This is a genomic window from Sphingomonas profundi (assembly GCF_009739515.1).
Lineage (GTDB): Bacteria > Pseudomonadota > Alphaproteobacteria > Sphingomonadales > Sphingomonadaceae > Alterirhizorhabdus > Alterirhizorhabdus profundi.
In genome coordinates, this window is the sequence record NZ_CP046535.1 from 2809318 (window position 1) to 2822598 (window position 13281).

The following is a 13281-nucleotide window of genomic DNA, read 5'->3' on the forward strand; positions in this document are numbered from 1 at the left end:
GGCCGCGCGGCCCTGCGCCACGGCCGACCGCCGCACCCGACATCCCACGCCTCCAACCCCCGGAGCGAAGCCAATGCATTTCACCATAAACGGCCGGAACGTGGAGGCCGCCTTCGATCCGCGCACGTCGCTGCTCGATCTGCTGCGCGATCATCTCGGCCTGCCCGGCACGAAGAAGGGCTGCAACCAGGGCGCGTGCGGCGCCTGCACGGTGCTGGTCGAAGGAGAGCGGATCAACGCCTGCCTGGCGCTTGCCGTGCAATATCAGGGCCGCGAGATCGTGACGATCGAGGGGCTGGCCGACGAGAACGGCCTCCACCCGCTGCAGGAGGCGTTCATCGTGCACGATGGCTTCCAGTGCGGCTACTGCACGCCGGGCCAGATCTGCTCGGCGATCGGCATGGCGACCGAGATCGGGCGCGGCGTGCCGAGCGTGGTGACGGAGGATCTCGCCGCGGGCACGATCGCCCTCAGCCACGACGAGGTACGCGAGCGGATGAGCGGCAATCTCTGCCGCTGCGGCGCCCATAACGGCATCGTCGAGGCGGTGACGGCATTATATGCGGAGGATGCGCGATGATCGCGTTCAGCTATGCGAAGGCCGAGGATGCCGCCGCCGCCGTGCGGCTGGCCGGCGCCGATGCCGGCGGCGCCTATCTGGGCGGCGGCACGAACCTGGTCGACCTGATGCGCGAGACGATCGCGCGACCAACCTCGCTGGTCGACGTGACCGGCCTCTCCGCCGCGATCGAGGCGCAGGACGATGGCGGGCTGCTGATCGGCGCTGCGGCGAAGAACACCGCGGTGGCGGCCGACCGCACGGTGCGAGAGCGCTATCCGCTGCTCGCCCGCGCCATCCTGGCCGGCGCCAGCGCGCAGATCCGCAACATGGCGACGGTGGGCGGCAACCTGCTCCAGCGCACGCGCTGCTATTATTTCTACGACGATGCCGCGCGCTGCAACAAGCGTACGCCGGGCGCCGGCTGCGACGCCGTCGACGGCTTCAACCGCATCCACGCCATATTGGGCGCATCGCCCGCCTGCGTTGCGACCCATCCGTCAGACATGTGCGTCGCGCTGGCGGCGCTGGACGCGACGGTGCATCTGGAGGGCCCGGACGGCGGCCGCGCGCTGCCGCTGACGGCGCTGCACCGCCTGCCGGGCGGCACGCCGCATATCGAGACGGAGTTGCGCCCCGGCGAGCTCATCACCGCCATATCGCTGCCGCCGCTGCCGTTCGCCGCGCGATCCACCTACCGCAAGGTGCGCGACCGGGCGAGCTACGCCTTCGCGCTCGTCTCCGTCGCCGCCGCGCTGGATCTTGCCGGAGACGGCACGGTGCGCGACGTGCGGCTGGCGCTGGGCGGCGTCGCCCACAAGCCGTGGCGGGCGGAGAAGGCCGAGGCGGCGCTGCGCGGCCAGCCCGCCACCGAGGCCGCCTTCCGCGCGGCGGCGGAGGCCGAGCTGGCGGATGCGACGGGGCTGAAGGACAATGGCTTCAAGATCGAGCTGGCGAAGCGCGTGATCGTCGCCACCTTGAACGAACTGACGGGAGAGGCCGCATGAGCATCATCCAGGACGCCGCGCAGGCGCTGATGAAGACCGCCGTGGGCCTGGCGCCGGAACGGTGGCTGCCCGGCGGCACGCCCGATCCGCTGATCCGCAAGCACGGCCAGCTCGGCGCGCCGGTCAGCCGGCTGGACGGGCCGCTGAAGGTGCAGGGCAAGGCCCGCTTCGCCGCCGAGGTGCCGCTGGAGAACATGCTCTACGCCGCCCTCGTCCACAGCACCGTGCCGCGCGGCCGCATCAGCGCGCTGGATACGGCGGCGGCGGAGGCGGCGCCGGGCGTGGCGCTGGTGATGACCCATCGCAATGCGCCGCGCATGTCGCCGCCGCCGTTGATGATGACCGTGCCCGACGCCGCCGGCGCCAGCGACCTGCCGGTGATGCAGGACGACCGGATCCACTGGAACGGCCAGCCCGTCGCGGTGGTGCTCGCCGAGACGCAGGAGCAGGCGGACGCGGCGGCGGAGCTGATCGCCGTCACCTATCAGGGCGAACCCGCGATCACCTCGTTCGCGGAGGCGAAGACCAAGGCGCACCCGCCCGCGTCGATCCTCGGCGAGCCGCCTCTGCTGGAGATCGGCGATGCCGAGGCCGCGCTGCGCGACGCCGCCTACAAGGTGGACCTGCGCTACACCACGCCGCGCTACAACCATAATGCGATCGAGCTGCACGCCTGCACGGTGACGTGGGAGGAGGAGGATCGGCTGATCGTCCACGATGCCTCCCAACTGGTGAACGCCACCGCCGCCACGCTGGCGATGGTGTTCGGCCTGAAGGCGGAGCAGGTGCGCGTGATGTCGCCCTATGTGGGTGGCGGCTTCGGCGGCAAGTGCCTGTGGGATCACCAGATCCTGGCGGCGGCCGCCTCCCGCCTGGCCGGCCGGCCGGTGCGCATGATGCTGAGCCGGGAGAGCGTGTTCCGCATCGTCGGCGGCCGCACCTGTACCGAGCAGCGCGTGGCGCTGGGCGCGAAGGCGGACGGCACGCTCTCGGCGCTGATCCACTCCGGCGTCGTCGCGATGACCGCGCACAACAGCTGCCCGGAACAGTTCAGCTTCCCCGCCCGCCACCTCTACGCCGCCGACACCTTCCGGCTGGAGCAGGAGGTGGCCGAGATGGACATGCTGGCCAACACCTTCATGCGCGCGCCCGGCGAGTCGGTCGGCACCTACGCGCTGGAATGCGCGATCGACGAGCTGGCCGAGGCGATGGCGCTCGATCCGATCGAGCTGCGCCGGCGGATCGAGCCGGCGAAGGATCCCACCAGCGGCCATGACTTCTCCGCCCGCCATCTCGTCGAAGCCTATGCGGCCGGCGCCGAGCGGTTCGGCTGGAGCAGCCGCGATCCGGCGCCGGGCCGCCGCCGCGAGGGCGAGTGGCTGATCGGCGTGGGCTGCGCCACCGGCACCTATCCCTATTACCGCATGCCGGGCGCCGCCGCGCGCATCCGCCTGACCGCCGACGGCCGCGCCACCGTGCAATGCGCCACGCACGAGATGGGCATGGGCACGATGACGGTGCAGGCGCAGCACGCAGCCGAGCGGCTGGGCCTGCCGATCGATCGGGTGACGTTCGAATATGGCGACACCAGCCTGCCGCACGGCAGCATCGCCGGCGGTTCCTCGCAGACGGCGTCCGTCGCCGCCGCCGTGATGGCGGCGAACGACGCGCTGGTCGCCGATCTGCTGAAACTGGCCGGCAACGATTCGCCGCTGGCCGGCTTGAAGGCGAACGAGGTGGAAGGGCGCGACGGCGGCCTGGGCAAGATCGATGCGCCCGACGTACACGAGAGCTACGTTTCGATCCTTGCCCGCGCGCAGCGCGGCGAGGTGGTGGCGGAGGCCGATGCGCCGGCGCCGCTGGAGGTGATGCGCTACTCGATGCACTCCTATGCCGCGCAATTCTGCGAGGTGCGGGTGAACGCCGTCACCGGCGAGACGCGCGTCTCGCGCTTTCTCGGCGCGTTCGACTGCGGCCGCATCCTGAACGCCAAGCTGGCGCGCAGCCAGTTCCGCGGCGGCATCATCATGGGCCTCGGCCTGGCCCTGACCGAAGAGACGCTGTTCGACGAGCGGACCGGCCGCGTGATGAACCCTTCGCTCGCCGAATATCATGTGCCGGTGCACATGGACGTGCCCGACATCGAGATCCTGTGGACCGACGCGCCCGATCCCCACAGCCCGCTGGGCGCGCGCGGCATCGGCGAGATCGGCATCACCGGCGTAGGCGCGGCGGTGGCGAACGCGATCTACAACGCCACCGGCAAGCGCATCCGCGACCTGCCGATCACGCTGGACAAACTGATGTAGGCGGACGGCGGCCGGGTTGGACGAGGCCGGGCGCAGGCAGGACTACCGTGTCACCCTGAACTCGTTTCAGGGTCTACCGCTCTCCGGCAGCGTGACGTTGAGACTTACCGCCTCATCCGCGCTTTCGCCGCATGTCGCGCGCGGTGGATGCTGAAACGGGTTCGGCATGACAGGCCCGATGCTCGATCGGGATGGACACCGCCCGGGGTAACGCCACCCCCTCATTCGCCGATCAGGTGCAGGGCGATGGTGCGACGGTGCGGGCGGCGGCGGTGTTCGCACAGATAGATGCCCTGCCACGTGCCGAGCACCAGCCGCCCGCCAGCCAGCGGGATCGAGAGGTGCACGCCGGTCAGCACGGCGCGCAGGTGGGCGGGCATGTCGTCCGGCCCCTCGTCGTCATGCTCGTAGGCGTCGCTCTCCGGTGCGACGCGGGCGATCCACGCCTCCAGATCGCGTCGCGCCGCCGGCGCCGCATTCTCCTGGATCAGCAGCGAGGCGGAGGTGTGGCGGCAGAACAGGGTGAGCAGCCCGTCGCGCATCCCCTGCCCGGCCACCCACGCCGCCACCCGATCGGTGATCTCGATGAGCCCCGGGCGCGTGTCCGCCACCACGATCTCGCCGCCGGCCTGCCGCATCATGCGGGCCGCCGGCGCGCGCGGGGCTTCGGCCCCAGCGTGATCCACGTCGGCGCATGGTCGCTCGATTTCTCCCAGCCGCGCACATGGGCGTCCACCCCCGCGCCGGTGAGCCGGGCGGCGGCGGCGGCGTTCAGCAGCAGGTGATCGATGCGCAGCCCGGCGTTGCGGGCATAGGCGTTCCGGAAATAGTCCCAGAAGGTGTAGATCGTCTCGTCCGGGTGCAGCGTGCGAAGCGCATCCACCCACCCCTGATCGCACAGGCGGAAGAAGGCGGCGCGGGCCTCCGGCGCGAACAGGGCATCCTCGCGCCAGCGTTCCGGCTTGTAGACGTCGACGTCGGTCGGCATCACGTTATAGTCGCCCGCCAACACCACCGGCGCATCGAGCGCGACGAGATCGGCGGCGCGGGCGATCAGCCGCTCCATCCATGCCAGCTTGTAGTCGAACTTGGGGCCGGGCCGGGGATTGCCGTTGGGCAGATAGAGGCCGCCGATCAGGACACCGCCGACCGCCGCCTCGATATAACGGCTCTGCACGTCCGCCGGATCGCCGGGCAGGCCGCGCACCGTCTCCTCCGGATCGTGCCCGCGCGCAAGGATGGCGACGCCGTTCCAGCTCTTCTGCCCGTGCCAGATCGGCCCGTAGCCGGCCGCGCGGATCGCCGACTCCGGAAACTTCTCCTGCGGCGCCTTCAGCTCCTGCAAGCAGACGATGTCGGGCGCGGCCTCTTCCAGCCAGCGCAGCAGCACCGGCAGGCGGCCGTTCACGCCGTTCACATTGTAGGTCGCGATCTTCACCGCCCTTCCAATCCGCGATCGGGGCGGAGCGTTCCCGCACGATGCGGGTTTGATCGGGAGAAGGAGGCCGCCGATGCTCGAACATGTTCCCCACTGGCTGGGCGCGATGCTGCGCCGCGCGCGCGCCGGCCACGGCAAGCTCGTCGTCGCGCAGGCGGAGCTTGGCCTTGGCGCGCAGGCGATCGATCTCTCCAGCCCCGCCTTCGCCGCCGGCGGTCGACTGCCAGAACGCTTCACCGCCGATGGCGCCGGCCTGTCCCCGCCACTGCTGTGGGGCGAGGTGCCGGCGGGCACGCGCAGCCTGGCGCTGATCGTCGAGGATGCCGATGCGCCGGCACCGCAGCCGCTGGTGCACGCGATCGTCTGGGGCCTGCCGGCGGACGAGCGGCGGCTGACCGAGGGCGCCATCGTCGCCGACGGCAGCGGCGGGCCGGACGGGCGCGACGTCGGCCGCAACAGCTATTTCGCGGAGGGCTGGCTGCCGCCCGACCCGCCGACCGGCCACGGCGCGCACGACTACGTCTTCCAGCTGTTCGCGCTGGCCGATACGCCGCCGCTCGGCAAGGGCCCCGGCCGTTCCGCCCTCGTCTCGGCCATGGCCGGGCGGGTGCTGGCGGCGGGTGTGCTGATCGGCACCTATTCGCGCGGCGAAGCGGCTATGATCGGGTCCGAGGGCGTGGTGCCGGGCGCCGCACCCGCCTGATCCGGGTGTTGCGTGTTTGTTCTACATGCGCCACTGTGCCGGCGGGGCGAGGTTTGGATGGGGGAGGATGGCGTGACCGACTTTGATCTCGATCGCTTCGTCGCGGCCCAGGCCGCCACGTTCGACGCGGCGCTCGCGGAGATACGGCGCGGGCAGAAGCGCGGCCACTGGATGTGGTTCGTCTTCCCGCAGATGGCGGGGCTCGGCCGCAGCGACATGGCGCGCCGCTATGCGATCGGTTCTCTGGAGGAGGCGCGCGCCTATCTCGCCCACCCGCTGCTGGGCGCCCGGCTGCGCGAGTGCGTGGCGGCGCTGCAGGATCTCGTCGGCACCACGGCGGAGGCGGTGTTCGGGTCGATCGACGCGGTGAAGCTGCGCTCCTCCCTCACCCTGTTCGCCGAGGCGGGGGGCGAGCGGCTGTTCGCCGCCGCGCTCGACCGCTGGTTCGAGGGCCGGCGCGATCCGGCCACGCTGGACCTGCTCGCCGGCGAAATGGTGCGGTGACGCCGCCGCCGGACCGGCCCCGCTGCGCCTGGGCCGGCACCGATCCGCTGATGCGCGCCTATCATGACACGGAGTGGGGCGTGCCGGAGCGTGACGGCCGCGCGCTCTGGGAAAAGCTGATGCTGGACGGGTTCCAGGCGGGGCTCGCGTGGATTACCGTGCTGCGCAAGCGCGATGCGTTCCGCACCGCCTTCGCCGGGTTCGATCCGCAGGTCGTGGCGCGCTTCGGCGAGGCGGATGTCGCGCGCCTGCTCGGCGACGCCGGCATCATCCGCTCCCGCGCCAAGATCGAAGCGACGATCGGCGGCGCCCGCGCCTATCTGGAGACGGCGGCGGCGGGCGAGGACTTCGCCGATTTCTGCTGGGGCTTCACCGGCGGCGCGCCGCTGGCGGGCGACGGCGTCACCCTGCCGACGAAGACGCCACTGTCCGAGCAGGTCTCGCGCGCGTTGAAGGCGCGCGGCTTCAAGTTCGTCGGGCCGACGATCGTCCATGCCTGGATGGAGGCCGTCGGCATCGTCAACGATCACGCCGCCACCTGCTTCCGCCGCGCCGAGGTGGCGCGGGCGTGACGCCCGGACCGGATGCCAGGCGTATCGACATTCGGCTTTCCGCACACCGCTCATCCTGAAGAGCCATTGGGCGTGTCGCAATGGCGTCTCGAAGGACATGGACGGTCCTTCGAGACGGGTCTTCGCCTCCGCTCAGCCCCTCCTCAGGATGAGCGGACATGCAAAAGATGAGTGTAGAAGCGCCCCTGGCTAGGCGGTCGGCGCGATGCGGTGGGCCACGGCGGCGTCCAGGCGGTCGATCGCCTCGAACGCCTCGCGCAGGAAATCGTTGACGTCGGCGACCGTCGGCCGGATCGTCCCCGCCCGCGCCGCCGCCTCGCCGATCTCGGCCTCGATCCGCGCGAAATCGCTGCGCGACACGCCGACGGGGAAGGTGCGCTCGAACTGCTGGATCGCCGCCGAGAGGCGGAACGGCAGCCGCCCGAGCACCGGAAAGTCCATGAAGTCGGCATCCTGCAGCAGCGCGTCCAGCGCCTTGATGAGGATGTGGGCCGCCTTGATGATCTCGTCCGCCGTCGCCACCGCCAGCCTCCCTGCCCCCAAGCGCCGCTAGATGAAGGCGCGCCCCAGCCCCGCGATCAGGCCCAGCGCCCGCGTCAGCCGATCGAGATTCTCGGCGGCGGCCTTGTCGCGCATCTCCTTGCTCCAGTGCCGCGAGTCGAGCAGCGCCTGGCGCAGCGCCAACTGCGCCTCCTGCGTCTCCTGCACGGCCCTGGCGAGGGCGGCCTCCTGCTGCGCCTGCACCGCGCCGTCCGCCTCGGTATCCAGGATCATCCGCATCAGCTGCCGCCGCTCGGAAAAGCTCATCCGCTCGCGCTCGCGCAGATAGGCGTTGCGCAGCGCCGCCGCCTGGTCGAGCTGCAGGCTGGCCGTCTCGTTCGGCCGCCGCACCTCGATGTCGGTGAGGATCAGGGCGAGCGCATTGTCGACGTTGACGCCCTCGGCCGCCACGATCGCGCGCACGTCCGCCACCTGCCGCGCCTCGTGCGCCAGCTTCTCGGCGAACACCGCCAGATCCCGGATCGCCTTGCCCTTGCCGCTGTCGATCGCGTCGCCCAGGCTCGGCACGTCCTTGCCGGCGACGAGGCCGACGAAGCTGCCGACGCGATCGGCCCGTTCGGCGAAGCGGGCCAGTTCGCCCTCCACGTCCGCGTTCGGATCGGCCACGATCTTGGCGAGCGCGACGCCGTAATCGACCACCGCCGTCACCAGCGCGGCGCGCGCCTCCCGCGCCGTCTGCGGCGTCGGGCCGAGATCCAGCAGATAGGTGTCATAGCCCAGCCGCGGCCCTTCCCGGCCGTAGCAGAAAGGGGCGAGCGGCGTGCCGGCGGCGGCTTCCTGCCGCGGCATCTGCACGCGCAGCCGCGCGGCGGGCGGGCAGCTCGGCTCGCTCGCGACGACGATCGCCGCCGTCTCGCGGCGTCGCGCCTCCACGTCGGCATAGTAATCGCGCAGTTGCCGGCTAGTGAGATCGGCCTTCTCGGACACGGCATGCGCATGATCCAGCCGCACCGCATTCTCCGCGCAGCCGGTGATCGCCAGAGCGAGCATCAGGACGGCGGATCGGCGACAAAGGATCATGACGGCCCCGGCCAGCGACGGGCACCGGCTCTTCCTGGACTTGCTATGGACCAGCAAGCGGCGAAGTCAATTGTCCCGCCCGTCCGTCTCTACTTGGGACAGTGGAGAAGCGGGATGTCGTCGGCTATTCCGCCAGCCGGTCCAGCGCCTCGCCTTCCAGTCGCCACGGCTCCCAGCCGGTCGAGTGGAAGCCGCCGATGGCGGTGTAGAAGCCGCGCGCCGTCTGGTTCCAGTCGAGCACCGCCCAGTCGATCCGGGCGCAGCCGCGCGCCTTCGCCTCGCGCGCCAGCGCGCGGAACAGCGCACGCCCGGCGCCCGTGCCGCGTGCCGCCTCGGCCACGAACAGATCCTCAAGGTACAGGCTCGGGCGCCCCGTCCACGTCGAATAGGTCTCGAACCACAGCGCCACGCCGACGATCGCGCCGTCCAGTTCCGCCACATGGGCGAACACCTTGGCGTGCGGCCCGAACATCGTCTCGCGCAGCGATTCGGGCGTCGCCTTCACCGCGTCGGGCTCCCGCTCGTACACGGCCAGGGCCACGATCAGGCGCAGCATCGCGGCGACATCCGCCGGCGCGGCGGGGCGGACGGACAGGGTCATGCGGCGGCCTCCAGATTGCCCATCGCCACCGGCCTCACGCGGGCGGCGTAGAGGCAGGCGGCGCCGATCAGCGCCGCGCCGGCCACCGTCAGCGGTGCCACCTTCTCGGCGAAGACGAGGTAGCCGAGGATGCTCGCCCACAGGAAGGCGGTATATTCCACCGGTGCCAAGTAGGAGGCTGCGGCGCGCCGATAGGCCCAGCTCAGCGCCAGCAGCGATGTGGTGGCGAGCAGCGCCGCCAGCACCAGCATCGGCACGTGCCGCGCCGCCGGCAGTACCGCCAGGAACGGCGCGGCAAGCGCCAGGAATCCGGCGATGATCAGGCTCTGCCAGAACGCCACCTCGCGCGCGTCCGCCACCAGCGACTGCCGCCGCATCAGGATGATGTTGTACGCATAGCAGATCGCCGAGACCACGATCGCAGCGGACCCGAGCAGCGCCTGCCGGCCGAGATCCGCCCGCGTCTGGCCGAACAGGATCAGCAGCACGCCCGCCGATGCCACCAGCGATCCGATCACGGCGCGCCTGTGCACGGGCTCGCCAAGCAGCACGCCGGCGAAGAAGATCGCGATCAGCGGCGCGATGAAGGTCAGCGCCACCGCCTGCGCCATCGGTACGCGCGCCAGCCCCCAGAAGAACAGCACCGCCATCACCGCCATCACCGCGCCGCGGGTGACATGCAGCCGCAACGCCGCCCGCGACGGCCGCGCCGGGCCACGCGGCAGATAGAGCAGGCCGGCCATCAGCGTGCCCGCCAGCGATCGCCACAGCAGCGCGTTATAGGTGCCGATCTCCAGCGACAGCCCCTTCATCACCGCATCCATGCAGCTGAACACCGCGATCCCGGCCGTCGCCACGGCAAAGGCCATGGCCGGCCGCGGGCGCGTCACTCGGCCGCCTGGGCGTGCGCTCCGCTCGCACTGGCCGCCACCGCGCGGCCGGCATCAATCTCGGCCGCCTTGGCCTCGACCAGCCGCACGATATGGTCGATCATGCCGGCATCCTGCACGTGGTGATCGGTGACGCCGGACAGATAGACCATGTGCTTGCCGTTGCCGCCGCCGGTGACGCCGATGTCGGTCTCGCGCGCCTCGCCCGGCCCGTTCACCACGCAGCCCAGCACGGAGAGCGACATCGGCGTGCGGATATGCTGCAGCCGCTCCTCCAGCGCCTGCACCGTGCGGATCACGTCGAACCCCTGCCGCGCGCAGGACGGGCAGGAGACGACGCGCACGCCGCGGTTGCGGATGCCGAGCGCCTTCAGGATCTCGAAGCCGACGCGGACCTCCTCCTCGGGCTCGGCCGAGAGGGAGACGCGGATCGTGTCGCCGATGCCGGCCCACAGCAGGTTGCCGATGCCGATGGCGGACTTCACCGTGCCGCCGATCAGGCCGCCGGCCTCGGTGATGCCCAGGTGCAGCGGGCAATCCACCGCCTCGGCCAGGCCCATATAGGCGGATACGGCGAGGAACACGTCCGACGCCTTCACCGCCACCTTATACTCGTGGAAATCGTGATCCTGCAGCAGCTTGATATGGTCGAGTGCGCTCTCGACCAGCGCCTCCGGGCAGGGCTCGCCATATTTCTCCAGCAGGTCCTTCTCCAGGCTGCCGGCGTTCACGCCGATGCGGATCGCGCAGCCATTGGCCTTGGCGGCGCGCACCACCTCCGCCACCCGCTCGTTCGAGCCGATGTTGCCGGGGTTGATGCGCAGGCAGGCGGCGCCCGCGTCCGCCGCCTCCAGCGCGCGCTTGTAGTGGAAGTGGATGTCGGCGACGATCGGCACCTGCGCCGCGCGCACGATCTGGCGCAGCGCCGCGGTCGATTCGACATCGGGGCAGGAGACGCGGATGATGTCCGCCCCGGCCGCCTCGCAGCGGCGGATCTGGTCGATCGTGGCGGCGGCGTCGCTGGTGGGCGTATTCGTCATCGTCTGCACGGTGACGGGGGCGTCGCCGCCGACGGGCACGTTGCCGACCATGATCTTGCGCGAGGTGCGGCGCGCGATATCGCGCCAGGGGCGGATGGACATGGAAAATCCCGTCTCGTCTGTCAGCAGTGTAGCCGCCCTATAAATCAACCCGCGCGGCGGCGCGATGACATTAGCTTCGGACCGCACGCCTCTGGGTCGCGGCCGAACCTCATACGAGGTGGGATCACCCTTCTGGTCGCGCGATAGACCGGCAAGGCGAGGAGACCGGCTGGCGATCGCCCGCGACCCTTCACCTACGTCTTCAACGGGTCGTGTCCCCAGTTCATCAGCGAGTAGCGCCAGTCGCTATGCTCCTTGTCCTCCTCCTTCTGCGGCCCCTGGGCGCAGTGGCGCGCGACGTAGCCGACCACCTTCTTCATGTGGGCATAGTCGTCGTCGGTCAGGTCGGCCTTCTTGCGCCGCTTGATCTCCACGATGCGCCGGCCGGACTTGTGGCCCACCGACTCGCCCGATCCTTTGCCGTCCTCCCCTTTCCAGCCGACGCGCTTGCTGTCGTCGCTGTCGAGAAAGGTCTCCAGGGCGGCCGGCGTCATGTTCACGGCATCGTTGAAGTCGCGGTAGATCTCGGCGTGGTCGTCGCTCATCGCCGTCACCCGCCCTGGCCGCCGGTGGCGCCGGGCACGGGCTTGCCGTCGATCTGGCCGGGGCCGGTATAGCCGATGTCGCTCTGCCCGCCATGGCCGAGCGAGCGGCCCTCCGTATCGGCGGGATCGTGCGGATTGGGATAGGCGCCGCCGGCCGATTCGCCGCCGCTGCCGGCCTTCGCGTTGTTCACCCCGTCCGGCGCGCCGGCCTTGCCGTCGCCGCCACCGGCCTGCACCTTCTGTTCGTCGGCCATGATCTCGTTCCTCTCGTCGCTTCGCCTGTCGAACGCCCGAACCGCCGCCGGTTTCCCCGCCGGCCCGACATCCTCCAGCCCCGCCGCTCGGGCCTCGACACCGCCGCTCCGGAACCGGTAGGGAACGACACGGATGACCGACGATCGCCTCCTCACCGCCAGCCGCCGCGCCGAGGACGTGGACGCGGCGCTGCGCCCGAAGTCGCTCGACGAGTTCGTCGGCCAGAAGGCGGCGCGCGAGAATCTGCGCGTGTTCATCCAGGCGGCGCGGGCGCGCGGCGACGCGCTGGATCACGTGCTGTTCTTCGGCCCCCCGGGCCTTGGCAAGACGACGCTGGCGCAGATCATCGCGCGGGAGATGGGCACCGGCTTCCGCGCCACGTCCGGCCCGGTGATCGCCAAGTCGGGCGATCTCGCCGCCCTCCTCACCAATTTGGAGGATGGCGACGTCCTGTTCATCGACGAGATCCACCGGCTCGCGCCCGCCGTGGAGGAGGTGCTCTACCCGGCGATGGAGGATCGCGCGCTGGATCTGATGATCGGCGAGGGGCCGTCCGCCCGCTCCGTCCGCATCGATCTGCCGCGCTTCACCCTCGTCGGCGCGACGACCCGGCAGGGCCTCATCACCACACCGCTGCGCGATCGCTTCGGCATCCCGGTGCGGCTGCAATTCTACACGGTGGAGGAGCTGGAGAAGGTGGTGCGCCGCGCCGCCGGCCTGCTCGACCTGGCGGTATCGGAGGATGGCGCCGTGGAGATCGCCCGGCGCGCGCGCGGCACCCCGCGCATCGCCGGCCGGCTGCTGCGGCGGGTGCGCGATTTCGCCAACGTCGCCGGATCGGGCGTGGTCGATCGCGCGGTGGCGGACGCGGCGCTCACCCGGCTGGAGGTGGACGGGCTGGGCCTCGACGCGATGGACCGGCGCTACCTGATGATGATCGCCGACATCTATCGCGGCGGCCCGGTGGGCGTGGAGACGCTCGCCGCCGGCCTCTCCGAACCGCGCGACACGGTGGAGGAGGTGATCGAGCCCTACCTCATCCAGCTCGGCCTGATCGCCCGCACCGCGCGGGGGCGATGCCTGAACGGGCGGGGATGGAAACATCTGGGGCTCAACCCGCCGCCGGGCGCGCAGGAAGGGCTGTTCGACGGCTGAGGCACGCCCGCGCCCGCTGC

General features: G+C 71.0%; 16 protein-coding genes. 7 read left to right on the forward strand and 9 right to left on the reverse strand.

Translation table 11 applies throughout. From position 1 onward, the window contains the following. Nucleotides 1-73 precede the first annotated feature (73 nt). The 3 genes from GNT64_RS13385 to GNT64_RS13395 are packed head-to-tail and all read left to right on the forward strand — an operon-like array spanning nt 74 to nt 3875. Nucleotides 74-580, forward strand: a complete 507-nt coding sequence (locus GNT64_RS13385) for a 2Fe-2S iron-sulfur cluster-binding protein (RefSeq protein WP_156679969.1) — start codon at nt 74-76, stop codon at nt 578-580. Further along, nucleotides 577-1566 (forward strand): FAD binding domain-containing protein, encoded by a 990-nt coding sequence (locus tag GNT64_RS13390; RefSeq protein WP_156679970.1) that lies wholly within the window; start codon nt 577-579, stop codon nt 1564-1566. Before GNT64_RS13385 ends, GNT64_RS13390 begins: the two co-directional genes overlap by 4 nt. After that, the gene (locus GNT64_RS13395) at nt 1563-3875 is read left to right on the forward strand and encodes a xanthine dehydrogenase family protein molybdopterin-binding subunit (protein WP_156679971.1); all 2313 of its coding nucleotides are present in this window, start codon (nt 1563-1565) and stop codon (nt 3873-3875) included. Before GNT64_RS13390 ends, GNT64_RS13395 begins: the two co-directional genes overlap by 4 nt. 221 nt (nt 3876-4096) lie before the next feature. On the opposite strand, the gene GNT64_RS13400 is transcribed toward GNT64_RS13395, so the two are convergent. Beyond that, nucleotides 4097-4513, reverse strand: coding sequence for a secondary thiamine-phosphate synthase enzyme YjbQ (locus GNT64_RS13400; RefSeq protein ID WP_156681628.1), 417 nt, complete (start codon nt 4511-4513; stop codon nt 4097-4099). Next, on the reverse strand, nt 4513-5313 hold the full coding sequence (xth, locus tag GNT64_RS13405) for an exodeoxyribonuclease III (RefSeq protein WP_156679972.1): 801 nt from the start codon (nt 5311-5313) through the stop codon (nt 4513-4515). The genes GNT64_RS13400 and xth overlap by 1 nt, the downstream gene beginning before the upstream one ends. Nucleotides 5314-5386: 73 nt before the next feature. On the opposite strand from xth, the gene GNT64_RS13410 reads away from it, so the two are divergent. The 3 genes from GNT64_RS13410 to GNT64_RS13420 all read left to right on the forward strand — a co-directional run bounded on the left by GNT64_RS13410 (nt 5387) and on the right by GNT64_RS13420 (nt 7092). Continuing rightward, nucleotides 5387-6016 carry a YbhB/YbcL family Raf kinase inhibitor-like protein gene (locus GNT64_RS13410; protein ID WP_156679973.1) on the forward strand — a complete coding sequence of 210 codons (630 nt, stop codon included), beginning with the start codon at nt 5387-5389 and terminating at the stop codon, nt 6014-6016. A gap of 72 nt (nt 6017-6088) precedes the next feature. Then, nucleotides 6089-6520 (forward strand): DUF1810 domain-containing protein, encoded by a 432-nt coding sequence (locus tag GNT64_RS13415; protein ID WP_156679974.1) that lies wholly within the window; start codon nt 6089-6091, stop codon nt 6518-6520. Next, nucleotides 6517-7092, forward strand: a complete 576-nt coding sequence (locus GNT64_RS13420) for a DNA-3-methyladenine glycosylase I (protein ID WP_156679975.1) — start codon at nt 6517-6519, stop codon at nt 7090-7092. Before GNT64_RS13415 ends, GNT64_RS13420 begins: the two co-directional genes overlap by 4 nt. Nucleotides 7093-7281: 189 nt before the next feature. On the opposite strand, the gene GNT64_RS13425 is transcribed toward GNT64_RS13420, so the two are convergent. The 7 genes from GNT64_RS13425 to GNT64_RS13455 all read right to left on the reverse strand — a co-directional run bounded on the left by GNT64_RS13425 (nt 7282) and on the right by GNT64_RS13455 (nt 12105). Further along, nucleotides 7282-7614: a hypothetical protein gene (locus GNT64_RS13425; RefSeq protein ID WP_156679976.1), complete on the reverse strand. Its 333-nt coding sequence runs from the start codon at nt 7612-7614 to the stop codon at nt 7282-7284. A 27-nt stretch (nt 7615-7641) separates the two neighbouring features. Then, nucleotides 7642-8643, reverse strand: a complete 1002-nt coding sequence (locus tag GNT64_RS13430; RefSeq protein WP_156679977.1) for a hypothetical protein — start codon at nt 8641-8643, stop codon at nt 7642-7644. 154 nt (nt 8644-8797) lie between these two features. Continuing rightward, nucleotides 8798-9274: a GNAT family N-acetyltransferase gene (locus tag GNT64_RS13435; RefSeq protein ID WP_156679978.1), complete on the reverse strand. Its 477-nt coding sequence runs from the start codon at nt 9272-9274 to the stop codon at nt 8798-8800. Next, nucleotides 9271-10164, reverse strand: a complete 894-nt coding sequence (locus tag GNT64_RS13440; RefSeq protein WP_231639006.1) for a DMT family transporter — start codon at nt 10162-10164, stop codon at nt 9271-9273. The genes GNT64_RS13435 and GNT64_RS13440 overlap by 4 nt, the downstream gene beginning before the upstream one ends. Next, complete coding sequence (gene ispG, locus GNT64_RS13445; protein WP_156679979.1) at nt 10161-11306, reverse strand: flavodoxin-dependent (E)-4-hydroxy-3-methylbut-2-enyl-diphosphate synthase; 1146 nt, start codon at nt 11304-11306, stop codon at nt 10161-10163. The genes GNT64_RS13440 and ispG overlap by 4 nt, the downstream gene beginning before the upstream one ends. 194 nt (nt 11307-11500) lie before the next feature. Next, entirely contained in the window at nt 11501-11851 is a 351-nt protein-coding gene (locus GNT64_RS13450; RefSeq protein WP_156679980.1) for a DUF3140 domain-containing protein, read from the reverse strand. Between the two features lie 5 nt (nt 11852-11856). Continuing rightward, a complete protein-coding gene (locus GNT64_RS13455) occupies nt 11857-12105 on the reverse strand; it encodes a hypothetical protein (protein WP_156679981.1) in 249 nt (82 codons plus the stop codon). Between the two features lie 133 nt (nt 12106-12238). Between GNT64_RS13455 and ruvB the strand changes: the two genes are divergently transcribed. Further along, nucleotides 12239-13261, forward strand: coding sequence for a Holliday junction branch migration DNA helicase RuvB (gene ruvB, locus GNT64_RS13460; RefSeq protein ID WP_156679982.1), 1023 nt, complete (start codon nt 12239-12241; stop codon nt 13259-13261). The last annotated feature ends 20 nt before the right edge of the window (nt 13262-13281 follow it).

Bases quoted from the DNA above. Each gene is read 5' to 3' on its own strand.
- GNT64_RS13385 (WP_156679969.1), top strand. From the start codon at position 74: ATGCATTTCACCATAAACGGCCGGAACGTGGAGGCCGCCTTCGATCCG.
- GNT64_RS13390 (WP_156679970.1), top strand. From the start codon at position 577: ATGATCGCGTTCAGCTATGCGAAGGCCGAGGATGCCGCCGCCGCCGTG.
- GNT64_RS13395 (WP_156679971.1), top strand. From the start codon at position 1,563: ATGAGCATCATCCAGGACGCCGCGCAGGCGCTGATGAAGACCGCCGTG.
- GNT64_RS13400 (WP_156681628.1), bottom strand. From the start codon at position 4,513: ATGCGGCAGGCCGGCGGCGAGATCGTGGTGGCGGACACGCGCCCGGGG.
- GNT64_RS13410 (WP_156679973.1), top strand. From the start codon at position 5,387: ATGCTCGAACATGTTCCCCACTGGCTGGGCGCGATGCTGCGCCGCGCG.
- GNT64_RS13430 (WP_156679977.1), bottom strand. From the start codon at position 8,643: ATGCTCGCTCTGGCGATCACCGGCTGCGCGGAGAATGCGGTGCGGCTG.
- GNT64_RS13435 (WP_156679978.1), bottom strand. From the start codon at position 9,274: ATGACCCTGTCCGTCCGCCCCGCCGCGCCGGCGGATGTCGCCGCGATG.
- ispG (WP_156679979.1), bottom strand. From the start codon at position 11,306: ATGTCCATCCGCCCCTGGCGCGATATCGCGCGCCGCACCTCGCGCAAG.
- GNT64_RS13450 (WP_156679980.1), bottom strand. From the start codon at position 11,851: ATGAGCGACGACCACGCCGAGATCTACCGCGACTTCAACGATGCCGTG.
- GNT64_RS13455 (WP_156679981.1), bottom strand. From the start codon at position 12,105: ATGGCCGACGAACAGAAGGTGCAGGCCGGTGGCGGCGACGGCAAGGCC.
- ruvB (WP_156679982.1), top strand. From the start codon at position 12,239: ATGACCGACGATCGCCTCCTCACCGCCAGCCGCCGCGCCGAGGACGTG.